The sequence below is a fragment of the Xylanimonas oleitrophica genome, from assembly GCF_003244315.1.
Taxonomy (GTDB): domain Bacteria; phylum Actinomycetota; class Actinomycetes; order Actinomycetales; family Cellulomonadaceae; genus Xylanimonas_A; species Xylanimonas_A oleitrophica.
The window spans coordinates 30,152-54,268 of the sequence record NZ_QKWH01000009.1 but is presented as its reverse complement, the minus strand read 5'-3'; the positions used below and the strand labels follow the sequence as shown (position 1 = coordinate 54,268).

The 24,117-nt window shown below is 74.6% G+C and carries 20 protein-coding genes, 1 tRNA gene and 1 CRISPR repeat array (1 of these 22 running past the window's edge); of the genes, 12 read left to right on the top strand and 9 right to left on the bottom strand.

The genetic code is table 11. From position 1 onward, the window contains the following. A CRISPR array of direct repeats spans positions 1 to 705; the repeat unit is 29 nt; unit sequence GTGCTCCCCGCGTAAGCGGGGGTGATCCC; it reaches 1,464 nt to the left of the window's first position. Positions 706 to 1,280: 575 nt separating this feature from the next. Further along, a tRNA-Leu gene (locus tag DNL40_RS11470) sits at positions 1,281 to 1,365 on the bottom strand. A 173-nt stretch (positions 1,366 to 1,538) separates the two neighbouring features. On the opposite strand from DNL40_RS11470, the gene DNL40_RS11465 reads away from it, so the two are divergent. From DNL40_RS11465 to DNL40_RS11440, 6 genes are all read left to right on the top strand, one after another. Further along, positions 1,539 to 2,768: an AI-2E family transporter gene (locus DNL40_RS11465; RefSeq protein ID WP_425450778.1), complete on the top strand. Its 1,230-nt coding sequence runs from the start codon at positions 1,539 to 1,541 to the stop codon at positions 2,766 to 2,768. 86 nt (positions 2,769 to 2,854) lie between these two features. Then, complete coding sequence (locus DNL40_RS11460) at positions 2,855 to 3,493, top strand: GNAT family N-acetyltransferase (RefSeq protein ID WP_111251398.1); 639 nt, start codon at positions 2,855 to 2,857, stop codon at positions 3,491 to 3,493. Positions 3,494 to 3,727: 234 nt separating this feature from the next. Beyond that, positions 3,728 to 5,287, top strand: a complete 1,560-nt coding sequence (locus DNL40_RS11455; RefSeq protein ID WP_111251397.1) for an ABC-F family ATP-binding cassette domain-containing protein — start codon at positions 3,728 to 3,730, stop codon at positions 5,285 to 5,287. Between the two features lie 9 nt (positions 5,288 to 5,296). Next, complete coding sequence (locus DNL40_RS11450; protein WP_111251396.1) at positions 5,297 to 7,396, top strand: M3 family metallopeptidase; 2,100 nt, start codon at positions 5,297 to 5,299, stop codon at positions 7,394 to 7,396. After that, on the top strand, positions 7,393 to 8,730 hold the full coding sequence (locus DNL40_RS11445) for a M20/M25/M40 family metallo-hydrolase (protein WP_111251395.1): 1,338 nt from the start codon (positions 7,393 to 7,395) through the stop codon (positions 8,728 to 8,730). Before DNL40_RS11450 ends, DNL40_RS11445 begins: the two co-directional genes overlap by 4 nt. Before the next feature lie 97 nt (positions 8,731 to 8,827). Then, positions 8,828 to 10,471 (top strand): RecQ family ATP-dependent DNA helicase, encoded by a 1,644-nt coding sequence (locus DNL40_RS11440; protein ID WP_111251394.1) that lies wholly within the window; start codon positions 8,828 to 8,830, stop codon positions 10,469 to 10,471. Here the strand turns inward: DNL40_RS11440 and DNL40_RS11435 are convergent. Together DNL40_RS11435 and DNL40_RS11430 are read right to left on the bottom strand one after the other, a co-directional pair. Continuing rightward, positions 10,468 to 11,292, bottom strand: a complete 825-nt coding sequence (locus tag DNL40_RS11435; protein ID WP_111251393.1) for a fructosamine kinase family protein — start codon at positions 11,290 to 11,292, stop codon at positions 10,468 to 10,470. The two genes, DNL40_RS11440 and DNL40_RS11435, sit on opposite strands and share 4 nt — an antisense overlap. Positions 11,293 to 11,299: 7 nt before the next feature. Then, positions 11,300 to 11,527: a DUF5703 family protein gene (locus DNL40_RS11430; protein ID WP_111251392.1), complete on the bottom strand. Its 228-nt coding sequence runs from the start codon at positions 11,525 to 11,527 to the stop codon at positions 11,300 to 11,302. Between the two features lie 76 nt (positions 11,528 to 11,603). Here DNL40_RS11430 and DNL40_RS11425 point away from each other — a divergent pair, with 76 nt between their 5' ends. After that, positions 11,604 to 11,897, top strand: coding sequence for a primosomal protein (locus DNL40_RS11425; protein ID WP_111251391.1), 294 nt, complete (start codon positions 11,604 to 11,606; stop codon positions 11,895 to 11,897). Between the two features lie 75 nt (positions 11,898 to 11,972). Here DNL40_RS11425 and DNL40_RS11420 read toward each other — a convergent pair whose 3' ends face one another. Further along, entirely contained in the window at positions 11,973 to 12,905 is a 933-nt protein-coding gene (locus DNL40_RS11420) for an aldo/keto reductase (protein WP_111251390.1), read from the bottom strand. Between the two features lie 26 nt (positions 12,906 to 12,931). Here DNL40_RS11420 and DNL40_RS11415 point away from each other — a divergent pair, with 26 nt between their 5' ends. Next, positions 12,932 to 13,801: an undecaprenyl-diphosphate phosphatase gene (locus tag DNL40_RS11415; RefSeq protein WP_111251389.1), complete on the top strand. Its 870-nt coding sequence runs from the start codon at positions 12,932 to 12,934 to the stop codon at positions 13,799 to 13,801. Between the two features lie 34 nt (positions 13,802 to 13,835). Continuing rightward, positions 13,836 to 15,119 (top strand): cysteine--1-D-myo-inosityl 2-amino-2-deoxy-alpha-D-glucopyranoside ligase, encoded by a 1,284-nt coding sequence (gene mshC, locus DNL40_RS11410; protein ID WP_111251388.1) that lies wholly within the window; start codon positions 13,836 to 13,838, stop codon positions 15,117 to 15,119. A gap of 103 nt (positions 15,120 to 15,222) precedes the next feature. Here mshC and DNL40_RS11405 read toward each other — a convergent pair whose 3' ends face one another. From DNL40_RS11405 to DNL40_RS11395, 3 genes are all read right to left on the bottom strand, one after another. Further along, positions 15,223 to 16,137, bottom strand: coding sequence for a PAC2 family protein (locus DNL40_RS11405; RefSeq protein WP_111251387.1), 915 nt, complete (start codon positions 16,135 to 16,137; stop codon positions 15,223 to 15,225). Positions 16,138 to 16,198: 61 nt separating this feature from the next. After that, complete coding sequence (gene surE / locus DNL40_RS11400; protein WP_111251386.1) at positions 16,199 to 16,987, bottom strand: 5'/3'-nucleotidase SurE; 789 nt, start codon at positions 16,985 to 16,987, stop codon at positions 16,199 to 16,201. A 47-nt stretch (positions 16,988 to 17,034) separates the two neighbouring features. Next, positions 17,035 to 17,988 carry a PfkB family carbohydrate kinase gene (locus tag DNL40_RS11395; protein WP_111251385.1) on the bottom strand — a complete coding sequence of 318 codons (954 nt, stop codon included), beginning with the start codon at positions 17,986 to 17,988 and terminating at the stop codon, positions 17,035 to 17,037. A gap of 108 nt (positions 17,989 to 18,096) precedes the next feature. Here DNL40_RS11395 and DNL40_RS11390 point away from each other — a divergent pair, with 108 nt between their 5' ends. Continuing rightward, positions 18,097 to 18,834 (top strand): HAD family hydrolase, encoded by a 738-nt coding sequence (locus tag DNL40_RS11390; RefSeq protein WP_245885863.1) that lies wholly within the window; start codon positions 18,097 to 18,099, stop codon positions 18,832 to 18,834. Between the two features lie 51 nt (positions 18,835 to 18,885). On the opposite strand, the gene DNL40_RS11385 is transcribed toward DNL40_RS11390, so the two are convergent. Then, the gene (locus tag DNL40_RS11385; RefSeq protein ID WP_179951054.1) at positions 18,886 to 20,586 is read right to left on the bottom strand and encodes an alpha/beta fold hydrolase; all 1,701 of its coding nucleotides are present in this window, start codon (positions 20,584 to 20,586) and stop codon (positions 18,886 to 18,888) included. Positions 20,587 to 20,713: 127 nt separating this feature from the next. Further along, the gene (locus DNL40_RS11380; protein ID WP_111251383.1) at positions 20,714 to 21,700 is read right to left on the bottom strand and encodes a RecB family exonuclease; all 987 of its coding nucleotides are present in this window, start codon (positions 21,698 to 21,700) and stop codon (positions 20,714 to 20,716) included. Between the two features lie 69 nt (positions 21,701 to 21,769). Between DNL40_RS11380 and DNL40_RS11375 the strand changes: the two genes are divergently transcribed. Together DNL40_RS11375 and DNL40_RS11370 are read left to right on the top strand one after the other, a co-directional pair. Next, the gene (locus tag DNL40_RS11375) at positions 21,770 to 22,903 is read left to right on the top strand and encodes a site-2 protease family protein (protein ID WP_245885862.1); all 1,134 of its coding nucleotides are present in this window, start codon (positions 21,770 to 21,772) and stop codon (positions 22,901 to 22,903) included. 11 nt (positions 22,904 to 22,914) lie between these two features. Then, positions 22,915 to 24,117, top strand: coding sequence for a tRNA (adenine-N1)-methyltransferase (locus DNL40_RS11370; RefSeq protein ID WP_111251381.1), 1,203 nt, complete (start codon positions 22,915 to 22,917; stop codon positions 24,115 to 24,117).

The window sequence follows — 24,117 nt, the reverse complement described above, 5'->3', positions numbered from 1 at the left end:
CGTGCTCCCCGCGTAAGCGGGGGTGATCCCTGCGCGGTCCCACCGCTGTTGCGGCGGACGAGGTGCTCCCCGCGTAAGCGGGGGTGATCCCGTGTAACGGGACGGTCGCAGGTTCAAGTCCTGGTGCTCCCCGCGTAAGCGGGGGTGATCCCGGCGCCGCGTCGAAGATCGCTCTCGACTACGTGTGCTCCCCGCGTAAGCGGGGGTGATCCGTGCCATGTGCGGGCGACGCGCACGCCGGGGGTGTGCTCCCCGCGTAAGCGGGGGTGATCCCCGTGTGGTGGTGAACAACACGGAGTACGCGGGGTGCTCCCCGCGTAGGCGGGGGTGATCCGTCGCACCCGTACCTGTCCCTGCTGCTGCCTCAGTGCTCCCCGCGTAAGCGGGGGTGATCCCCCGTAGTCGCGGGGGTCCAGGGCGCCCAGATTGTGCTCCCCGCGTAAGCGGGGGTGATCCCACGATGTCGCGGTTGAACTCGGTGACCTTCTTGTGCTCCCCGCGTAAGCGGGGGTGATCCCGACAGCGGCCCCCGCCTCCTGATGGAGGCAGGGTGCTCCCCGCGTAAGCGGGGGTGATCCCCTCGTCCGTCACGCCCTGGACCAGGCCGGGGTGTGCTCCCCGCGTAAGCGGGGGTGATCCCACCCGGGTCGGCGGTCATCAGCCGTACACCGTCACGGTGCTCCCCGCGTAAGCGGGGGTGATCCCCGGCTTGTCCCGAGGTCAACGGCTCAGGACGCGTGCTCCCCGCGTAAGCAGGGTGATCCCGCTCTCGTGCAGTTGAGGCGGCGCGACGTCGTGGTGCTCCCCGCGTAAGCGGAGGTGATCCTCCCCATATGGGCCTCTCGACCACGCTCAGGCCGTGCTCCCCGCGTAAGCGGGGGTGATCCCGCCCGCTTGGCGGCGCGTACTGCCGTAGCGGGGTGCTCCCCGCGTAAGCGGGGGCCATGCGAACGGGTCGAAGTCGGCTCAGGTGAAGGCCGGAGCCCTTCTTTCGAGGCTCAATCGCCTCGCGGTCGCCCCTTCGCGCGGCAAGGTGCGGCGTACATCTGCTCCCAGAGCAAAGGTCCGCGCGAACGAGGGCTCAGGGCGCACCGTGGGGGCGGCAGCAGTGCACGGGCCCCTCGTGAGTTCGAGCTCTACTACGACGTGTGAGCACAGTCTCGCGTGCCGGAGAGCAGGGGCGCATGGGTGCTCGCTGGGTGCCGCGGGGCCGGGGTGAGGGTACGAAAAAAGCCCCTGGTTGTGGACCCAGGGGCTTCGTTCGTCGCTGTCTCAACGAGTGTCCGGAGGGGGACTTGAACCCCCACGCCCGATAAAGGGCACTAGCACCTCAAGCTAGCGCGTCTGCCATTCCGCCACCCGGACAGGTGACCCGTTCCGGCGTTTCCGCCGTCTCGGTGCGGGGAAGAACATAGCACGTCACGGGGGTCGGCCTGAAATCCGCTGCGGCCTGGTGCCGGGCGGCGGCGCAGGGTGCAGACTGAGGCGCACCAGGCGCCAGACGGGCGTGCGCGACCGCATCGGTGGAGGTGACAGCGTTGACCGAGGGGGACCGGCCCACGCTGAGCCCGGAGGCGCGCCGGGTGGTCCAGGCTCGCCGCGAGGGCGGCGAGGTGGCGGCGAGCACGGAGAACGTGCCGGTCTGGTTGCGCACCGCAGCCGGGTGGTCGTGGCGGTTCGTGGCCGTCGTGGTGGCGGTGTCGCTGATCGTCTATGCCACGGTGCACGTGCAGCTGGTGTTCGTGGCGGTCTTCCTGGCTCTGGTGCTGACGTCGGTGCTCAAGCCGGTCACGGACTTCTACGCCCGGGTGATGCCTCGACCGCTGGCGGTGGCGTTGGCGTTCCTGAGCGCGTTCCTGGTGTTCGGGGGCTTGCTGACGTACGTCGTGGCATCGGTGGCGGGGCAGTGGGAGCGGCTGGCGGACCAGTTCACGCGTGGCATCGACCAGATCGTCGACTGGTTGCAGCACGGGCCGCTGCCGGTGGACGTGTCGTGGGACCAGATCAACGAGGCGATCGACGCGGGGCGGCGCTGGGTGACCGACAACAGCGGTGACCTGGCGAGCCAGGCGGTGGCGAGCGCAGGGACGGTGGCCGAGGGCTTCGCCGTGATCGCGCTGGCGATCTTCTGCACGGTGTTCTTCCTGGTATCGGGCGGCTCGATGTGGCAGTGGTTCCTGCTGCAGGTGCCGGAGCGTCACCGGGAGCGCTGGAGCGCCGCGGCGGGGGCGGGCTGGTACAGCTTCTCGGGATATGCGCGGGGCACGGTGATCATCGCGATCATCGACGGGATCCTCGCGGGGGTGTTCCTGACCGTGCTGGGGATCCCGTTGGCGGCGCCGCTGGCGGTGCTCGTGTTCATCGGGGCGTTCATCCCGCTCGTCGGTGCGCCGGCCGCGATGATCGTGGCCGCGGTCGTGGCCCTGGCCGCGGAGGGGCCGGTCCAGGCGCTGGTGGTGATGATCGGCATCGCGCTCATCGGGCAGATCGAGGGTCACCTGCTGCAGCCGCTCATCATGGGCAAGCAGGTGTCCCTGCACCCGGTGGTCATCGCTCTCGGTGTGACGGGCGGCACGGTGCTGGCGGGCATCCTGGGCGCCGTCGTCGCTGTGCCGGTGCTCGCCGTCGCCTGGACCGTCTACGCCACGCTGCGGCGTGGCTCGCCGGTGCCCGACGACGCGGCGCCGGTGGTGCAGGGGGCGTCCGACGACGGCGAGGGCGGCGAGGGCGACGAGGCCCCGCCGGTCCCGGTGACCGAGGGCCGCTGAGCGAGGACGCTGACCGGCCCGGGGCCGGTGCGCGGTCCGGCGAAAAGGTGCGGCGGCCCGGGCCCGGGCCCTGGCATGCTGCGGTCATGAAGCCGTTCGTCCTGGCCAACGAGCACGTCCGCCTCTCCGCGCCGACCGAGGCGGACGTCGACGCGATCACCGAGATCTGTCAGGACGCGGAGATCCAGCGCTGGACCACCGTTCCCAGCCCGTACCTGCGCGAGCACGCGGAGGGGTTCGTCCGGGAGTACTCGGACGGCGGTTGGGCGGACGAGAGCGCGCTCACCTGGGCGGTGCGGGTACCGGGGGACGTGCTGCCGGGCGAGCCGGAGCCGCCCGTGCTGGGCATGGTCGGCCTGACCCTGGACCGTGCTCCCGAGGGGCAGCGTTCCGGCGAGATCGGCTACTGGGCGGCACCGGACGCGCGGGGGCGCGGGCTGCTCACCGAGGCGGTGCGCCTGGTGGTGGACTACGGGCTCGACCCGGAGGGCCTGGGCCTCGCACGGGTCGAGTGGCGTGCTCAGGTGGGCAACTGGCCGTCACGGCGTGTGGCCTGGAAGACGGGGTTCCGCCTCGAGGCGCAGGTGCGGGGCCTGCTGCTGCAGCGCGGTGAGCGCGTCGACGGCTGGATCGGCACCCTGCTGCCCGGGGACCGGCGCGAGCCGGGCGAGCCGTGGCCCGCCGACGTCGCGCCCGTGCCGGGCCCCCGGCCGGTGCGCGTCTAGCACGGGCGCCCGGGGGCGTGGCGTGCCAATACCGTTGCACGCCGCCAGCGCCGCGTGAGACGCTCGCAGGCGTCCCCGTGGCTGCCGCCGCGTGTGAGAGGGGACGGCCGCCGAGCTGCGAAGGACTGAGGGATGACGGGTTTCCGGGCCGCCGCCTGACCGCGCGCCGCGAGGGCTCCCCGCTGTGACGGGTCGAGCCGTCGGCGCACCAGCCGACACCCCGGAGACTCCCGCATGCCTTCCGTCGTCCTGAACGACCTCACTTTCGCCTGGCCCGACGGGGCCACCCCGATCGACCACGTGTCGGGCGCGTTCGGCCGTGGCCGCACCGGCCTGGTCGGCGCCAACGGCGCTGGCAAGTCGACCTTGCTGCGCCTGGTCGCGGGCCTGCTGCACCCGACGTCGGGCAGCGTGACCGTCGACGGCGTCGTCGACCACCTGCCCCAGCGCCTCACTCTCGACGTCGAGCTGACGGTCGCCGACCTGCTCGGCGTGCGTGCCGTCGTCGATGCGGTGCGAGCCATCGAGTCGGGGGACGTGCGGCCCGAGCTGTTCGACGTCGTCGGCGACGCCTGGGACGCCGAGGAGCGAGCGGTCGCGGCGCTCGCCGCGACCGACCTGCCTCACGATCTCGACCGGCGGGTGGGGACGCTGTCGGGCGGCGAAGCGGTGCTCACCGCGGTCACGGGCATCCGCCTGCGCGGCGCCGACGTCGCGCTGCTGGACGAGCCCACCAACAACCTCGACGGTGGTGCCCGTGAACGCCTGCACGAGCTCGTGCGGACCTGGCGGGGCGCGCTCGTCGTCGTCTCCCACGACCGTGCGCTGCTGGAGCTGGTCGACGAGACGGCCGAGCTGCGGGCCGGCGCGCTGACCACGTATGGCGGCACCTACTCCGTCTACGAGCAGCACCTGGCCGCTCAGCAGGAGGCGGCGCAGCGGGCGCTGCGCGACGCGGAGGCCGTGCTGCGCCGCGAGAAGGCGGAGCGCATCAAGACGGAGGAGCGCATCGCGCACTCCGAGCGGCGCGGCCGCAAGGACGTCGCCGAGGCCCGCTACGTCAAGGGGGCGATCAACGAGCGGCGCAACGCCGCCGAGAAGGCGCAGGGTGCGCGCCGAGGGCAGGCGGCAGGCAAGGAGGACGCGGCACGGGCCGCGGTCGAGGCCGCGGAGCGGGCGGTGCGCGACGACGACCGCATCGTGGTGGACCTGCCCGACCCGGCCGTGCCGGCCGGGCGCCGCCTGGCCGTGCTGCGCGGCAGCGGCGGGGGAGAGCACGTGGTGCAGGGCCCCGAGCGGCTCGCCCTGACCGGGCCCAACGGCGCCGGCAAGACGACGCTGCTGGAACGGCTCGTGGCGGGTGACGGGCTGCTGACCGACCGGGTGGGATACCTGCCGCAGCGGCTCGACCTGCTCGACGACGCGGCGACGGTGCTCGACGCGGTGCGGGCCGGTGCCCCCGACGTCCCGCCCGGTGCGCTGCGCGGACGTCTCGCACGGTTCCTGGTGCGGGGCGACGCCGTCGACCGGCCGGTGGCCACGCTCTCGGGCGGCGAGCGGTTCCGGGTGACCCTGGCCCGCCTCCTGCTGGCGGACCCCCCGGCCCAGCTGCTGGTGCTGGACGAACCGACGAACAACCTCGACATCGCGAGCGTCGACCGGCTGGTCGAGGCGCTCGGCGCCTACCGGGGAGCGCTGCTCGTGGTGAGCCACGACCAGGTGTTCCTCGCCCGGCTGGGCCTGGACGCCGAGCTCGCTCTCGACCGGCACGGCAGCCTCGGACGGGTGCGCTGAGGGTGTTGGATGTCACGCATGACCACGCCGTTCGACGCGCCGTCGACCCTGCCCTACGAGCTGCCCGACTACACCGCGATCCGCCCCGAGCACTACGAACCGGCGATCGTGGCGGGCATGGCCGCCCAGCGCGAGGAGGTAGAGGCGATCGCAGCCGACACCACCGCGCCGACGGTGGAGAGCACGCTCGAGGCCCTCGAACGCTCGGGTCGCCTGCTGCACCGTGCTCTGACCGCGTTCTTCAACCAGCTCAGCGCTGACGCCACCCCGTTCCTGGAGGACGTCCACGAGCGGCTGGCGCCGCAGCTGGCGGCGCACCACGACGCGCTGACGATGGACGGCCGGTTGTACGAGCGGCTGCGGGCGCTGCAGCAGCGTGCGGAGGCGGGGGAGGTGGAGCTCGCCCCGGACGCTGCTTGGCTGCTGCGCCGCCGGCTGGCCGAGGCCCGCCGGGCCGGCGTCGAGCTGGACTCCGGCGCCCAGGCTGCGCTGCGTGACCTCAACGCGCGGCTGACCACCCTGGAGGCGCAGTTCGGCCGCCGGCTGCTCGCCGGGGCCAACGCCGCCGCAGTGCTGGTGACCGACGAGGCCGAGCTCGACGGCCTGCCGGACGACGCACGCGCCGGTGCCCGTGCGGCGGCCGAGGCCCGCGGGCAGGAAGGCTGGCTGATCGAGCTCCAGCTCCCCACGCACCAGGGCCTGCTCTCCTCCCTGACGAACCGTGACCTGCGCGAGCGGGTCCAGCAGGCGTCGGAGTCGCGCGGCGCGGACGGTTCCGAGCACGACACCCGGTCGGTGCTCCTGGAGATCGTGCGCCTGCGCGCGGAGCGGGCCCGTCTGCTCGGCTACCCGCACCACGCCGCGTACGTGGCGGAGGACGCCACGGCGCGCACCCCCGAGGCGGTGGCCGACATGCTGGGCCGCCTGGCCCCCGCGGCGGTCGCCAACGCGCGCGCCGAGGCAGCCGACCTGGAGGTGGCGCTGCGGGCCGAGCACGGCCCCGACGCCGTGCTGCGGGCCAGCGACTGGGCGTTCTACGCCGAGCGGGTGCGCCAGGAGCGCTACGCCCTGGACGACGCCGCCCTGCGGCCGTACCTGGAGCTGGAGCGGGTGGTGCACGACGGCGTCTTCAAGGCCGCCCACCTGCTCTTCGGGCTGTCGTTCGCCGAGCGGCCGGACCTGACCGGCTACCACCCGGACGTGCGCGTGTTCGAGGTGTTCGACTCTCCTGAGCCCGGCCGCCCGGACGAGGGTCTCGGCCTGTTCCTGGCCGACTGGTACACGCGCGAGTCCAAGCGTGGCGGCGCGTGGATGAACAACCTCGTGGACCAGAACCACCTGCTCGGCCAGCGGCCCGTGGTGGTCAACAACCTCAACATCGTCAAGCCGCCGGCCGGCAGCCCCACGCTCCTGTCGTGGGACGAGGTGATCACCCTCTTCCACGAGTTCGGGCACGCGCTGCACGGGCTGCTCTCGGACGTACGTTACCCGTCGCAGTCGGGCACCGAGGTGCCGCGCGACTTCGTGGAGTACCCGTCCCAGGTGAACGAGATGTGGGCGTGGGAGCCGCAGATCCTGCGCTCGTTCGCCGTCCACCACGTCACCGGGGAGCCGATGCCCGAGGAGTGGGTGGCCACGATGCTGGCCTCGCGCCGCTACGGCGAGGGCTTCGCGACGACGGAGTACCTGGCCGCGGCTCTCCTCGACCAGGCGTGGCACCGCCTGACGCCCGAGGACGTGCCGGCCTCGGTCGAGGATGTGGTCCCGTTCGAGCGGGCCGCGCTCGAGCGGGCGGGCGTGGCGTTCGACCCGGTGCCGCCGCGCTACCGCACCACGTACTTCAACCACGTGTTCGGCTCCGGGTACTCGGCCGGGTACTACTCCTACATCTGGTCCGAGGTGCTCGACGCCGACACGGTGGGCTGGTACGTGGAGAACGGCGGGTTGACGCGCGAGAACGGCGACACGTTCCGCCGCCGTCTGCTGGCTCGGGGCGGTTCCCAGGACCCGATGGACTCGTTCCGCGACCTGCGTGGCGCCGACCCCGAGATCGGGCCGCTCCTGGCCCGCCGGGGCCTGGACACCACGATCGGTACGGTGGACGCATGACGGACACCACCGCCCCCGCGCCCGCCCCTGTGACCGCGCAGGACGAGGTCGCCCGCATCTGCCAGGACCTGCTGCGGATCGACACCTCCAACTACGGCGACGGGACCGGGCCCGGCGAGCGTCTCGCCGCCGAGCACGTCGCAGGCCTGCTGACGGAGGTGGGGCTCGACGTCGAGGTGTTCGAGGCGAGCCCCGGCCGCACGTCCGTGGTGACCCGCATCGAGGGCGCGGACCCGTCGCGGCCGGCGCTGGTGCTGCACGGGCACACCGACGTGGTCCCGGCGCGAGCCGAGGACTGGAGCGTCGACCCCTTCGGCGGCGAGGAGATCGACGGCCTGCTGTGGGGCCGCGGCGCCGTCGACATGAAGGACATGGACGCGATGATCGTCGCGGTCGTGCGACAGCTCGTCCGCGAGGGACGCAAGCCCGCGCGCGACGTCGTCGTGGCGATGTTCGCCGACGAGGAGGCCGGCGGTGTGCACGGCGCACAGTGGGCCGTGGCGAACCGCCCCGACCTGTTCGAGGGCGCCACCGAGGCGATCAGCGAGGTGGGCGGGTTCTCCGTCGAGGTGGGCGGTCGGCGCGCGTACCTGCTGCAGACGGCGGAGAAGGGCCTGGCGTGGCTCCGCCTGGTCGCCGACGGCCGCGCCGGCCACGGCTCGGCGGTGAACCTGGACAACGCGGTGACGGCGCTGGCCGAGGCCGTCGCCCGCATCGGCCGTCACGCCTGGCCGTACACGCTGACCCCCACGGTGGAGCAGCTGCTGCGCGGCGTCGCCGACCTCACCGGCCTGCCGTTCGACGCGCAGGACCCGGCCGCGGTCGACGCCCTGGTGCGTGCCCTGGGCCCGGCGGCACCGTTCGTGGGCGCCACCGTGCGGCACACCTCCAACCCCACCGGGCTGAGCGCGGGGTACAAGGCGAACGTCATCCCGGGCCGTGCCGAGGCGACGCTCGACGTGCGCCTGCTGCCGGGGCTGGAGGAGGAGGGCATGGCCACGCTGCGCGAGCTGGCCGGCCCGCAGGTGCGCATCGAGACGATCCACCAGGACGTCTCGCTCGAGGTGCCGTTCTCCGGCTCCCTGGTGGACGCGATGGTCGACGCCGTCACCGCGGAGGACCCGGGCGCGGCCGTGCTGCCGTACACGCTCTCCGGCGGCACCGACAACAAGTCGCTGTCGCGCCTGGGCATCACCGGGTACGGGTTCGCGCCGCTGCGCCTGCCCGCCGACCTCGACTTCGTGGGCATGTTCCACGGCGTCGACGAGCGCGTGCCCGTCGATGCCCTCCGGTTCGGCACACGGGTGCTGGACCGCCTGCTGATGAGCTGCTGAGGCACGCCGCCGCGTGGAGGCACCCGCCCCGCGGGTGAACGGACGGGGCCTGGACCATGATGGCCAGGCCTCGTCCCCGTCCCACAGGAGCCGTCGTATGTCCCAGCCCGTCGCCACCCTCCGAGACGTGCGCCGCACGGCCCGAGACGTCTTCGGCTGGGATCACCTGAGGCCCGGGCAGGCCGAGGCGATCAGGGCTGTGCTCGACGGTCACGACGTGCTGCTCGTGCTGCCTACCGGTGCCGGCAAGTCGGCGGTGTACCAGCTGCCCGGCATCGAGCTCGAGGGGCCGACCGTGGTGGTTTCGCCGCTCATCGCCCTGCAGCAGGACCAGGTGCGCTCGTTGCTCGAGCTGGGGGACGAGGACGTCTCGGCGCGGGCCATCAGCTCGGTGGCGGGCGAGCGGGAACGGCGCGAGGCGCTGGACGCCGCCGCCCGCGGCGAGCTGGAGTTCCTCTTCCTGGCGCCCGAGCAGCTCGCGAACGACGAGGTGCTCGACGCCGTGCGGGCCGCCCGTCCCAGCCTGGTGGCCGTGGACGAGGCGCACTGCGTCTCGGTGTGGGGCCACGACTTCCGCCCGGAGTACCTGCGGCTGGGGGAGCGCATCGACTCCCTCGACCCGCGGCCCCGGGTGATCGCGCTGACCGCGACCGCCTCCCCGCCCGTGCGTGACGACGTCGTCCGGCGCCTGCACCTGCGGGACGCCACCGTGCTGGTCCGGGGCTTCGGCCGCTCCAACCTCGCACTGCAGGTGCGCCGCGCGGTCGGCGGGGCGGACAAGGACCGCGCCGTGGTGGAGCACGTGGAGGCCGAGGCGCGGCGGGCCGCAGACGGGAGCGGCCCCGGCGGCAACGGCATCGTCTACGTGGCCACGCGCCGGCGCACCACCGAGCTGGCCGAGGCGCTCGCCGCCCAGGGCCTGAGCACGGCGGCGTACCACGGCGGCATGCGACGGGCAGAGCGCGACGAGGCGCAACGCCGGTTCACCGACGGTGAGGTCGACGTCGTCGTCGCCACCTCCGCCTTCGGCATGGGGATCGACAAGCCTGACGTGCGCTTCGTGGTGCACGCCGACGTGCCGGACTCGCCGGACAGCTACTACCAGGAGGTGGGCAGGGCGGGCCGTGACGGTCACGACGCGACGGCGGTGCTGTTCTACCGGCCGGAGGACCTGGGGCTGCGCCGGTTCTTCGCGACGGGGGTGCCGTCGCGCGACGACGTGCTGGAGGTGGCCCGCGCGCTGCCGCGGGGGCGGCGGGCGCCGTCGGGCCTGCCGCGCCGGCTGGCGCGGCTGCGCTCGCTGGTGGAGGACGCTCGTGCGCTCACCCGGGAGGGAGCGCGGCCGACCACCGTGGCCGACGCCGCCGTCGAGCTCGCCGAGGAACGGCGGCGGGTCGACGAGTCCCGGCTGGAGATGATGCGCGGCTACGCCGAGACGGAGCAGTGCCGCACCCAGTACCTGCTGGCCTACCTGGGCGAGGAGCTGGACGGCCCGTGCGGGCGGTGCGACACCTGCCGGTCCGGCAGCGCCGCCGAGCACGACGTCGCCGAGGCCGACCGCCCGTTCGACGTGGGGGCCGCCGTGCAGCACCCGGAGTTCGGCCACGGCACGGTGATGGGGTACGAGGCGGACGACCGGGTCACCGTGCTGTTCGACGCCCACGGGTACCGCACCCTGGAGCTGGCCACGGTGCTCGACCACGGCCTCCTGGAGGAAGCGGGCGAGGAAGAGGCGGGCTAGGAGCCGGCGAGCCGGCGCAGCAGGGTGCGGGTCTGGTCCACGTAGCCGCCGCCGAAGAGGACGGCGTGCACCGCCAGCGGGTAGAGCTGGTGCAGGCGCACCCGGTGCTGCCAGCCCGGGGTGAGCGGGTGGGTCTCGGCGTACCCGGAGAGCACCTCGTCCAGGTGGGGAGCGCCGAAGAGGGCGAGCATGGCGAGGTCGGCCTCGCGGTGCCCGCCGTGCGCCGCAGGGTCGATGAGCACGGCCTCGACGCCGTCGCAGCTCCCTGGGCTCGCAGAGCGCTCGGCACCCTCGGCGGTGGTCCACATGACGTTCCCGGACCACAGGTCGCCGTGCAGCCGTGCGGGCCGGTCGTCGCCGGCCGGTCCGATCAGGTCGGGCAGCCGTGCGGCGACCGACTCCACGAGCCGGGCGTCGGCACCGTCGAGGACGCCGCGCTGCCGGCCCTGCTCCAGCAGGGGCCGCAGGCGCCCCTCGCCGTAGAACGTGGGCCAGTCCGGCCAGGTGCCGCCCGGCATGGGCAGCGGGTCGTCCAGGGGCCCGAAGAACCCGCTGCCGTCACCGTACGACGGTGGCAGCGCGCCCCAGGTGGGCGCCCCGGCGTCGTGCAGCGCGGCCAGCGCCCGGCCGAGCGCGCGGGCCGCCGACGGCGTGGGCCGGGCGGGGGAGAGCCGCTCGAGGTCGAGGTGGTCGGAGCCGACGCCGAGGACCCGCACCACCCGCGGGCCGCCCGGTGCTGCGGCGAGCCACGCCAGGCCCGCCGCCTCGCAGGCGAAGAACCCGGGCGGCGCACCGGCACGGGACTTGCGGAAGACGGGCACGGGGACCTCAGAGGGTCGAGGCGACCTTGATGATCTTGCGCCGCAGCCACACCTTGCGCTCGCCGCCCACGTAGAGCCGGGTGCGCGCGAGCTCCCAGCGGCCGTACTCGGCCTCCTCGGTGAGCATGCGGCGGGCGTCGGGGACGCTCGTGGCCCGGTCGATCGTCACGACCCGGTACTCGTACTGCCCGTGGGTGCGCCAGGCCGACACCGGGGCCGACGTGCTCCTCGCCATGGTCACCGTCCTCTCGGGGGCTCCTGTCGGGTGTTTCGCCTGCCCATTGTGCCCCTGTCGGCGGTAGCGTCGGACCATGACCGCAGACCCGCGTGCCGCGCTGGACCGCCTGATCGCCGCTCTCGAGGCCCACTACACCGCGGTCTCGACCCGCCGGTCCGACGAAGACCCCCGTGTCGACGACGCGTACGACGTGCTCGCCGACGCTTTCGAGGTGTACGACGACGCCCTGGCGCGGGTCTACGGCGAGGTCACGCCGTTCGTCCTCGAGGAGGAGGACGACGAGGACGATGATGACGACGACGAGGACGAGGACCTCGACGACGAGGACGCCGACCACGCGGACGAGCTCGACGCGCAGCGCGGCTGACCCCTCAGGCGGCGTCGCCCCGGACGCGGTGCCCGCGCCGACGCGGGCTCCGGTGCGGTGACGACCCGCCGGCCGCTACCACCGTTCGGGGTAGCCGACCTCGATCGCCGAGACGTCGTCGAGGGCCGCGTGCACCTCGGCGGGCAGCTCGAGGTCCGCCGCGGCCACGCTCGTGCGCAGCTGTGCCGAGGTGCGGGCGCCCACGACGGCGGCCGCGACCTCGTCGCGCGCCAGCAGCCATGCCAGCGCCACCTCCGCGGGGCTGCGGCCCAGGCCGTCGGCGGCCGTGGCGACCGCCTCGACGACGGCGGCCGAGCGGGCGTCGAGGTACGGCTCCACGAACCCCGCCAGGTGCGGGGATGCGGCGCGGGAGTCGGCAGGCACCGTACGCCGGTACTTGCCCGTCAGCACGCCACGCCCCAGCGGGGACCACGCCAGCAGCCCCATGCCGAGCGCCGACGCCGCGGGCTGCACCTCGCGCTCGACGCCGCGCTGCAGCAACGAGTACTCCACCTCCAGGGCGGTGAGGCCCACGTCGTCCAGGAGGGACGCCGCCCGCGCGCTCGCCCACGCCGGGTGGTTCGACAGGCCCACGTAGCGGGCGCGCCCGGACGTCACCGCGAGCCGCAGCGCCGACGCGGTCTCTGCCAGCGGCACCGACGGGTCGGGGCAGGCGACCAGGAACAGGTCGACGTGGTCGGTGCCGAGCCGCTCGAGAGACCCGTCGAGGTCGGAGAGCAGGTCGCCGCGCGCCGCGGACCGCCCGCTCTTGGTGCACAGCACCACCTCGTCGCGCGAGACCTTGCCGCGCAGGAGGGAGCCCACGAGCCGCTCGGCGTCACCGCCGCCGTACGTCGCCGCGGTGTCGAGCAGCGTGCCGCCGGCGTCCAGGAACTCGCGCAGCTGGTCGCCCGCGTCGAGCTCGTCGGTGTCCCGGCCCCAGGTCATCGTGCCGAGGCCCAGCGCCGAGACGCGCAGACCTGAGGTGCCGACGCGTCGCTCCTGCATGACCGCAGGCTATAGGGTCTCGGCTCGTGAGTGCGTGGGAAGCGATCCTCCTCGGCCTGGTGCAGGGACTCACCGAGTTCCTGCCGATCTCCTCCAGCGCGCACCTGCGCATCGTGGGTGAGCTGCTCGGCTCCTCCGACCCTGGTGCCGCCTTCACGGCGATCACGCAGATCGGCACGGAGGCGGCCGTGATCCTGTACTACCGCCGCACCATCAGGGACATCTGCGTGGACTGGTGGCAGGCGCTGCGGGGAGACGACGGCACCGACCGTGCCGCCCGCCTCGGCGCGCACCGCGAGAACGCGCGCATGGCCTGGTACATCGCGCTGGGCTCGGTCCCGATCGTCGTGTTCGGCCTGCTGTTCCAGGACTGGATCGAGACGTCGCTGCGCAACCTCTGGATCACCGTGACGATGCTGGTGGTGTTCGCCCTGATCCTGGGCTGGGCGGACAAGCACGGTGCGCGCCGGCGCACCCTGGGCGAGCTGACGCCGCGGCGGGCGGTGCTGTTCGGTCTGGCCCAGTCCCTCGCGCTGGTACCGGGCGTGTCCCGCTCCGGCGGCACGATCACGGCCGGCCTGCTCATGGGCTTCACGCGCAAGGCGGCCGCCGACTACTCGTTCCTCCTGGCGATCCCCGCGGTGCTGGGCTCGGGCTTCTACCAGCTCGGCAAGTCGATCGGTCAGCCGGTCCCGGGCGGCCCGGGCGCGATGGCCACGTTCATCGCCACGCTCGTGGCCTTCGTGGTGGGCTACGTGGTGATCATCGGGTTCCTCAAGGTGGTCTCGACGTACTCCTACCGGCCGTTCGTGCTCTACCGGCTCGGCCTGGCCGCCGTCGTGGTGATCCTGCTGCTGACGGGTGTGCTCTCGGCCACCGGCGGCATCGTCGTCTGACGTCGGGGCCCCGGCCGGCCGGTATCGTGGGCGCGTGCGCACCTGGCAGGCCCCCGACGTCCCGCAGCTCCCTCGACCGGCCGTCGCGGTGCCCGTCCGGGTGCACGACAGCACCACGCGGGAGCTGGTCGAGGCGGCTCCCGGCCCCACGGCCCGGCTGTACGTGTGCGGCATCACGCCCTACGACGCCACCCACCTGGGGCACGCGAACACCTACCTCGCGTTCGACCTGCTGCAGCGGGCCTGGCTCGACGCCGGCAAGCAGGTGGTGCACACCTCGAACGTGACCGACGTCGACGACCCGCTGCTGGAGCGGGCCGCCGCGACCGGCGTCGACTGGCGCGACCTGGCCGCCGAGCAGACCGAGCTGTTCCGCACGGACATGACCGCGCTGCGCATGCTGCCGCCCGCCACGTGGACCGGGGCCGTGGAGTCCGTGCCCGCGGTGGTCGAGGCCGTCGAGCGGCTCCTGGCCGCCGGCGCCGCCTACCGCGTGCCCGTCGAGGCCGGCGAGCTGGCCGAGGAGGCGCAGGGCACGGCGGACCTCGGAGACGTCTACGCCGACCTGTCCGCCGACGCGTCGTTCGGGCAGGTGTCACGCCTCGACGAGGCCACCATGGCCGAGCTCTTCGCCGAACGGGGCGGCGACCCCGGCCGGGCGGGCAAGAAGCACCCGCTCGACCCGTTGCTCTGGCGCCGCGCGCGCGTCGGCGAGCCCGCATGGGACGGCGGCACGCTCGGCAGCGGACGGCCCGGCTGGCACATCGAGTGCGCCGTCATCGCCCGGGACGGGCTAGGACTGCCGTTCGACGTCCAGGGCGGGGGAGCGGACCTGCTGTTCCCGCACCACGAGATGTCCACCTCCCACGACCGGCTGCTCGCGCCCGACGGCGCGCACGGCGCACCCCGTGTCCACGTCCACGCGGGCCTGGTGGCCTACGACGGGGCCAAGATGAGCAAGTCGCGCGGCAACCTGGTGCTCGTCTCGCGCCTCCGGGAGTCCGGCGTCGACCCGATGGCCCTGCGCCTGGCGCTGCTCGCGCACCACTACCGCGACGAGTGGGAGTGGACCGACGCCGACCTCGAGAGCGCCGCCGAGCGGCTGGCGCGGTGGCGTGCCGCCGTCGGGCAGCTGGCCGGGGCCGCTCCCGTCGCGGAGCCCGGAGCGGTGCTGGCAGGGGTCCGTGCCGCCCTGGCCGACGACCTCGACGCCCCTGCGGCGCTCGCCGTCGTGGACGCCTGGGCCGCCGACCCGGCGAGCGACGACACCGCGCTCGTCACCGCCGCGCTCGACGCGCTGCTCGGCGTGCGCCTCTAGCGCCGCCGACGGGGATCGGCCCGCGCCCGGAGCGCCGGCAGGCCCCTGAGACGCAGGACGCCGCGGGCCCTCCGGCCCGCGGCGTCCCGCGTCCCCGACCCGCTCACGGCTTGTCGGGCGGGCTCCCGTCCGGCTTGCCCGTGTCGCGCCGGCGCAGCCAGCGCTCGAACTCCCGCGCGATGGCCTCGCCGGACGCCTCGGGGAGGTCGGCGGTGTCCTTCGCCTCCTCGAGCTGCTGCACGTACTCCTGGATCTCGGCGTCCTCGCTCGCCAGCTCGTCCACCCCGTGCTGCCACGCCTCGGCGTCCTCCGGCAGGTCACCGAGCGGCACCGGCTCGCCCAGCAGCTCCTCCACCCGCGCGAGGATCGCGAGCGTCGCCTTGGGCGAGGGCGGGTTGGCCACGTAGTGTGGCACCGCCGCCCACAGCGACACCGACTGCAGGCCACGGTCGGCCGCCGCGTGCTGCAGCACGCCGACGATGCCGGTGGGGCCCTCGTACGTGTTGGGCTCGACGTCGAGGACGGCCCGAAGCCCGTCGCTGTCGCTCGTGGCCGTCATCGGGATGGGACGCGTGTGCGGCACGTCGGCCAGCAGCGCGCCGAGCGTCACCACGGTGCGGACCTCGCTCTCCTCCGCGATGTCGAGCAGCTCGTTGCAGTAGCTGCGCCAGCGCATCGACGGCTCGATGCCGTGCACCAGCAGCACGGTGCGGTGCGGCAGCTCGGCCACCCACACGGAGGTGGTGGGCCAGGTGATCCGCCGCACGCCGTCGGTGTCGGTGCTCACGATCGGGCGGTTGACCTGGAAGTCGTGGTACTCCTCCGGGTCCAGGTCGTGGATCTTGCGCGCGCCCCACACGTCCGCGAGGTGCTGCAGGGCGGCCGTCGCCGCCCCGCCGGCGTCGTTCCACCCCTCGAACGCCGCCACGAGGACCGTGTGGCGCACGGGGCTCTGCGCGGTGTGGCGGCCGACGGGCGACGGCTCGGGCACGGTGGCGTCCGGGTCCGGGGTACTCATCTCCCCAGCCTATGACCTGGGTGCGGGCGCCCGCCGGATCACCGGGCGCGTGCGGCCGGGGTCACAGGGGAGGGACCTCGAGCGACGTGTCGGCGTACGGCGCCAGGAGGAGGGTCGCGGTGGCCCAGCCCGCCTGCAGCAACCCGGCGTCGGACTCGGGCTCCGTCTGCCTCTCGGTGCCCTCGTAGCGCAGCACCACGGACTGGTCGTCACGGTCGTGGTCCCCGCTGCCCGTGCTGCTGCCCTCGTCGGCGGGCGCGATGCGGGCGTGGACGGCACCGAAGCTCGCCAGCGGGGCCTGGCGCAGGCCCCGCAGCTCACCCGCCGGCACGTCCGGGACGTTGATGTTCAGGGTGCGCTGCCCGGCGTCGACCCCCTGGAACCACGCCAGCGCGTGCGCGGCGACGAGCTCCGCCGTCTCCCAGTGGCGCGGCTCCGCGGCGTCGAGCGACACCGCGACGGACCGGATGCCCAGCGCCGTCGCCGACAGCGCGGCGCCGACCGTGCCCGAGTGCAGGATGGCGTTGCCCACGTTCGGGCCGCGGTTGACGCCCGAGAGCACGACGTCGGGCCGGTCGCCGAAGGCGCCGTAGGCGGCCGAGAACGCGATGAGCGCGGGGTCGGCAGCCACGGCCAGGACGCGCACGCCGTCGGGCACGCCGGGCAGGTCGCGAGGCTCCACCACCAGGCGCCCGTCCACCTCGGCGCCGTGGAGCGCCGCCGAGGCACCGGACGACTCCTCGGCCGGTGCTGCGACGACGACGTCGTACCCGGCCGCGTGGGCGACCCGTGCCAGGACGCCGAGACCCGGCGATCCGATCCCGTCGTCGTTGGTCACCAGCGCCAGCATGGGGTCCTCCTCGGTGTGTCGTGTCGGTGCGGGGGTGAGTGCCGGGCTCAGTCGAGCTCGGCGACGGTCACGCGGCGGGCGAACGCCTCGATCTGCTCCCGGCGGCCGGTGCCCAGACCGTGCCGGGTCACGTTGAGCGCACCGGCCGCGGCCCCCAGCCCTACGGCGTCGGGAAGGTCGAGCCCCCGTGCCACGCCGACGGCGATCCCGGCCGTCATCGAGTCGCCCGCACCGCGGTGCTCCACGGTGGTGATGGGCGGGGTGGTCACCGTGTAGGCACGCCCGGCGGTGACCAGGAGCGTGGGCTGGTCGGCCCGTGAGACGACGACGGCACGCGGCCCCGAGGAGACGATCCGCTCGGCGGCACGGCGCAGCTCCTCCACGGAGTCGTCGTCCGCCAGCCGGCCCTCCACCATCTCCTCGTGGCTGATCTTGAGCACGGCGCCCTGCTCCTCGGCGAACGCGGCGGCGGCCTCCCCGGACAGGTCGGCCACCACGTCCACGCCGCCGGCGGCCAGGTCGTGCGTGAGGCGCGCGTAGAAGTCCGCGGGCAGGGCCAGCTCGTGCCGGGCACCGGTGAGCACCGCCACGCCCGTGTCCAGCGCCGTGACGAGCGTCGTCCCGTACAGGTCGTCCACGGCGTGGCGGTCCAGGGCGCGCGGCGGCATGGTCGCGATCTCCTCCGGGCCGCCCTGGCGGCGGTCCTGCACGCGCACGCCGCCCCCGGTGCTCGACGTCGGTCGCAGCTCCAGCCCTTCCTCCCGAGCCAGGTGCGCGGCCACCAGGCCCGACTCGCCGCCGAACGGACCGCACACCACCACGCGGGTGCCCAGCGAGCGCGCCATCTGAGCCATCCAGAGCCCCTGGCCGCCCAGGTGCAGGTGGATCTCTGCCGCGTCGCTCTCCCCCTGGGGGTCGCGCAGGCGGTCGATCTCGACCTCGACGGACAGCAGGGGCTCAGGGGCGAGGACGCACAAGGAGGCGGTCGTGTCGGCAGCCATGCGGCGACCCTAGGTACGGTCCGCGTCACTCACCCGACGAGGGCGCCCGGTACGCTCCTGGCGGACCCCTGCCCGTGCCCCCGCCCCTGGGAGAGACTGCTGAACACCGTGACGAGCGATCTGCCCGAAGCACGTCCCGCGACCTCCGAGGCCACGACCTCCGAGGCCACGGCCGAGGAGGTGCTGCCCGCCGCCGTCCTGTGGGACATGGACGGCACCCTGGTGGACACCGAGCCGTACTGGATCGAGGCCGAGCACGCCCTGGTCGAGGCCCACGGCGGCACCTGGTCCCACGAGCAGGCCATGCAGCTGGTGGGCAGCGCCCTTCCGGCCAGCGCACGGATCCTCCAGCAGGCCGGGGTCGACCTTCCCGTCGACGAGATCATCGACAACCTTCTGACGACGGTGGTCGCGCGCACCCAGGAGCACGTGCCGTGGCAGCCGGGAGCCCGCGAGCTGCTGAGCGCGCTCGCTGATGCCGGGGTGCCGTGCGCGCTGGTGACGATGTCCTACCGCCGCCTGGCCCGGGTGGTCGCCGAGCAGACCGGCGGCGCGTTCGTCACCGTCGTCGCCGGCGACGACGTCGCTCGGGGCAAGCCTGACCCGGAGGCCTACCTCACCGCGGCCGAGCGTCTCGGGGTGGCCGTCGAGCGGTGCGTCGCCATCGAGGACTCGCCCACCGGCATCGCCGCGGCCCTGGCCTCCGGCGCCCGCACGCTGGGCGTCGAGTCGGTGCTGCCCGTCGCACCCGCGCCCGGCCTCAGCCGGGCGTCGTCGCTGACCGACGTCGGCGTGAGCACGATCGTGCGGATCGCCGCTGGTGAGGTGCTCGAGCTCCGGCGCTGAGCCCCACCGGCCGAGCACGCTCGCTCTGCTGCCCGGGCGCTGACCAGAGCGTCACAGCCCCGGCGTCCACGGCACCGCCCCGGGGTGCGGTGCAGGAGCGGTGCGCGACGTCGCCGGCGCGTCCCCGAAGGGCGCGGTGTCCTGCGCGCACACCGCGCCGTCGTCGGCCTCCAGAGCGACCAGGTAGCGGGCCACGGCGGCGTCGGCGCACGAGCTGCCGACGCTCGGCACGGTGTGGCCCCAGCCCTCCAGCGTCAGCAGGCGGGCGTCGGGCCACAGGCCCGCGTACGGGGCCGCGTGCTCGTACACGGTGGCCGGGTCGTACGTGGTCCCGACGACGAGCACCGGTGCCTCGACCTGCTGCTCCCACGGGCCGGTGTAGGCGTCGTCGTCCCGTGCGTGCACGAACTCGCAGTGCACGCCGGTCCAGCCGCGCAGCGTCCCCCAGTGGGGGTGCGCCGCCTCCAGGGCGGCTGCCTGGCGCCGGTAGTCGGCCACGCTTACGTCGGCGGCGTCGTCGGCGCACAGGGTGGCCAGGCTGCTGCCCACCGACCCGGCGTAGTCCTCGGCGCCCAGCAGGCGGCGCAGCAGCTCGCCCGCACCCCGCGGGGCGGCCAGCGTCCGCGGCGCCTGCGGCACGACACCCGCCTCGACGGCGAGCACGGCGAGCAGCGCCGACAGGTCCGTCCAGGCCGCGCTCGAGTACATCGACTGGAAGACCACGGACAGGACCTCGGCGTACCCGACCTCGACCGTCGACCCGTCGCCGGCCGGCAGCTCCACCGGGCCCTCGCGGAGCGCCGCCAGGAGGTCCTCCAGCACGGTGGCCGGGTCGCCGAGCCCTGCGAGCGGGCAGCCCCGCGGCCCCGCCTCCGCACAGAGCCGGGCGAACTCGCCGGACGTGCGCTCGAAGCCCTCGGCCTGCCCCAGCCGGACGCCGATCACCTCGCGACTGCCGACGCCCGACCAGGCCCGCGGGTCGAGCGGGCCGTCGAGCACCATGGCCCGCACCCGGTCCGGGTACAGCGCCGCGTAGGTGGCGCCCAGGATGGTGCCGTAGGAGTAGCCCACGTACGTGAGCTGCTCGTCGCCGAGCGCCTGGCGCAGCAGGTCCATGTCACGGGCCACGTTCGCCGACGAGGCCGAGGCGAGGCGGTCGTGGGAGTACAGGGTGCAGGACGCCCCGAGCACCGCGGCCTCGGCGACCATGCGGCCGGCCTGCCGCTGGTCGGTGGGCAGCGCGACGGTGCGGGCGAGGAAGGCCGCCTCGTCGTCGGGGGTGCGGAAGCAGGTGGCCGGATCGGACAGGCCGACGCCGCGGGGGTCGAACGAGACCAGGTCGAACCGCTCGCGCACCTCCGGCTCGAACAGGTGCTCGCCCGTCGCGTGGAGCGTCGAGACGCCCTCTCCGCCCGGGCCGCCGAAGTTCACGAGCAGGCTGCCCTCGCGCTGCGCGGGGTCGGTGGCCGGCAGGCGGGTGACCGCCACCGCGGTGTGCGGGCCGTGGGGGCGGTCGTGGTCGGTGGGGACGCGCACGGTGGCGCACTCGTACGCGGGCGCCTCGGGGCACGGGAACCAGTCCGGTGCGGGCACCATCGACGGCGCTCTCGTCGAGGTGGTCGGTGGCGGTGTGGCCGCCGCGGCCGAGGCCCCGGTGATGACGTCGGCCGGCGCCAGCACGGGCACCGCACCGGTCAGGAGGACGGTCGCGGCGAGGGCGGCGACCATACGGGCAGGTGTCGTCTTCGTCACCCCGCCAGGCAACCACGGCCCGCTCGATCCGTCCATGCAGATCCGTGCACGTCGGTCGTGCGAGCCGTCCATGCCCGTCGGGGGTGCCGGACGCCGCAGGAGGAGCTGCCCGTCAGGCGGCAGCCGGCTACGCGTCGGGCTCCGAGGAGGCGCCGGCCACCGGCAGGAGCGGCCGGGCAGGTTCCCGGCCCGCAGGGGAGGTCCCCACGTCGACGCCCAGGCGCTCCGCCACCAGCGCCGGGTCCAACGCCGGGGGAGTGCCACCGAACTCCGGGCACACCGCCTGGTGCGCGCACCAGCCGCACAGCCTGCTGCGCCGCGGCGTGAACTCGCCCGTGCGCGCCGCCCGCTCGACCGCCTGCCACACCGACCGGACCTTCTGCTCCGTGACCTCGAGCTCCCTCTCGTGCGGCTCGGCCCGCAGCACCTGCCCGTCCCCGAGGTAGACGAGCTGGAGCATCTTGGGCAGCACCCCACGCTCGCGCCACAGCACCAGCCCGTAGAACCGCATCTGGAACAGCGCCGAGCTCTCGAAGCCCGGTCGTGGCGACTTCCCCGTCTTGTAGTCCACGACGCGCAGGGCGCCGTCCGGTGCGACGTCGAGCCGGTCGACGATGCCGCGCAGCAGCGGGCCCCCGTCGGCCAGCTGGTGCTCCACCCGCAGCTCCCGCGCCTCGGGCTCCAACCGGTTCGGGTCCTCGAGCGTGAAGTACGTGCCCAGCAGGCGCCCCGCCCCGTCCAGCCAGCCCTCCGGCGTGCTGCCGGCAGCGTCCCCGCCCGGGGCGAACAGCTCGCCGTAGCGCGGCTCCGCCTCCAGCAGGCGGTCCCACTCGCCCGGCAGCAGCGCCAGCGCCGCCTCCCGCGTCCGCTGCCCCAGCGGGGCGTCGTAGAGCCTCTCGAGCACCGAGTGCACCAGCGTTCCACGGGCGGCGGCCGAGGACGGCGGTTCCGGCAGGCGGTCCACCACCCGGTAGCGGAACAGCAGCGGGCACTGCATGAAGTCGCCCGCGCGCGACGGCGAGAGCGCGGGCCGGCGAGGGGCGCGCACCGCCCCGAGGTCCGTCACGGACCCCGCCTCGTCGGTCGGCGCCGCCGTCTCCTGCGTGGTGGTCATGCGGGCCACCATAGGCGCCGCCGCCGACACGCCCGGCGCACGCCCAGGGGACGCCGATAGGCTGCCGCGGTGACTCAGCACCCGCCGCGGTCGCGAGGCTGGGTGATCGGCAGGCTGGCCGGCGCCCCCGTGATCGTGACGCCCTCGTGGTTCCTCGCCGCCGTCGTCCTCACCGTCGTCTTCGCCCCGACGGTGCGCAGCTTCGCGCCCGGCCTGGGGGACGGCGGGGTGATGGTGGTCGCCTTCGCCTTCGTGCTCCTGCTCTTCGCGAGCGTGTTCTGCCACGAGGCGGCGCACGCGTTCGTCGCCCGCAACCGCGGGCACCGCGTCACCGAGCTCGCCGTCACGCTCTGGGGCGGGCACACCGCCTACACCGGCCAGGTGCGCCGGCCGCTCGACGGCGCGCTGGTCGCCGTCGTCGGCCCCCTCACCAACCTGGCGCTCGCGGTGGCGTTCTGGGTCGCGTTCCAGCTCACGCCGGGCGCCACCGTGCCCGCGCTGCTGCTGTACGCGGCGTTCTTCTCCAACGTGTTCGTGGGCCTGTTCAACCTGCTGCCGGGCCTGCCGCTCGACGGCGGGCAGATCCTCGAGGCCGTGGTGTGGGCCGTCACCGGGTCGCGGCGGCGGGGCACCCTGGCGGCCGGATGGTTCGGCCGGGCCGTGGCCGTCGCGGTGCTCGGCTGGGCGCTGCTGTGGCCGTTGAGCCAGGGCGTGCCGCCGAGCTGGGTCACGGTCATGTGGTCGGCGCTGGTGGGCGCGTTCCTGTGGTCCGGGGCCAGCGACGCCATGCGGGTGGGAAGGCGCCGCGAGGTCGTCGACGCCCTCGTCGCCGGGTCCCTGGCCGGCCCCGCCGTGCCGGTCGTCACCGGCGCGCCGGTGTCCGACGCCGGCCGGGCCGTCGCAGGCGTCCCGGACGCCGTCGTCGTCGTGACCGACGCCGCGGGCGCCCCGCTCGGGTGGGTGGACCCCGGGGCCGCGGCGGCCGTGCCGCCGGCGGCCGCGGCGACCACGCCGGTCGACGCCGTCGTCGTCCCCTTCCCGCCCGGCTCCGCCGTGGACGCCGCGCTCGCCGGCACCGAACTTCTCGACCACCTCGCCGCCACCTCGGGCGGCGCACGCCTGGTGCCGGTGACGCAGGAGGGCCGCACCACCGGCGTGCTCGACGTCGCGCTGGTGGCCCAGGCCCTGAGAGGCGGCAGGTAGGCTCTTCCGCCGTGACTTCTCCCAGCCCTGCCGGTGCCGACCAGCCCCGCCCCACGGGCGCCGACGTGCGCCGGGGCCTCCTGCGCGTCGGGGACAAGGTGCAGCTGACCGACCCGCGCGGCCGCATGCACACCATCGTCCTCAAGCCCGGGGCGACCTTCCACACCCACAAGGGCTACTTCACGCACGACGAGCTCATCGGGCGCCCCGAGGGCTGGGTCGTGACCAACACCGCCGGCGTGGAGTACCTCGCGCTGCGCCCCCTGCTGAGCGACTACGTCCTGTCCATGCCGCGGGGCGCTGCCGTCGTCTACCCCAAGGACGCCGGTCAGATCGTGCAGATGGCCGACATCTTCCCCGGTGCCCGCGTGGTGGAAGCCGGCGTCGGGTCGGGTGCGCTGACCATGTCGCTGCTGCGTGCCGTGGGCGACGGCGGGGAGCTCCACTCGATCGAGCGCCGCGCCGACTTCGCCGAGGTGGCCCGTGGCAACGTCGAGACGTTCTTCGGCGGCCCGCACCCCGCGTGGCGGCTGAGCGTCGGTGACCTGGCCGACGTCCTGCCCACCGCCGCCGAGCCTGGCTCGGTCGACCGGGTGGTGCTCGACATGCTCGCCCCCTGGGAGAACCTCGACGCCGTCGCCCGCGCGCTCGTGCCGGGCGGTGTCCTCATCGCCTACGTGGCGACCGCCACGCAGCTGTCCCGCCTGGCCGAGGACCTGCGCGCCGACGGGCGCTACGCCGAGCCGTCGGCCTGGGAGTCGATGGTGCGCGGCTGGCACCTCGAGGGCCTCGCCGTGCGCCCGCAGCACCGCATGATCGGTCACACCGGGTTCCTGCTCACCGCGCGCCGTCTGGCCGACGGCGTCGTGCCGCCCGAGCGCAAGCGGCGCCCCGCCAAGGGCAACTACCCGGTGAACGAGGCCCCCGCGGAGGGCGGCCGGGAGACGGCCGAGCCGGCCGAGGCGGTGCCCGCCGAGGCCCACGTCGGCGACGCCTGGAGCGGGGACGCCGAGTGGACCGAGGAGGCGCTGGGCCAGCGTCCCGTCTCGGACAAGAAGATCCGCAAGGTGGTGCGGGGGCTGGCGGCCGATGCCGCGCTGGCGCGGGCCACGGGGCAGGGCGACGGTTCGGGGGCGCCCGACGCGGACGCCCCCGAGGGCTCCGGCGCGGAGGCGGACGGGGGCTCCGCAGGGGCGAGCCGGGCGCAGGGCTGA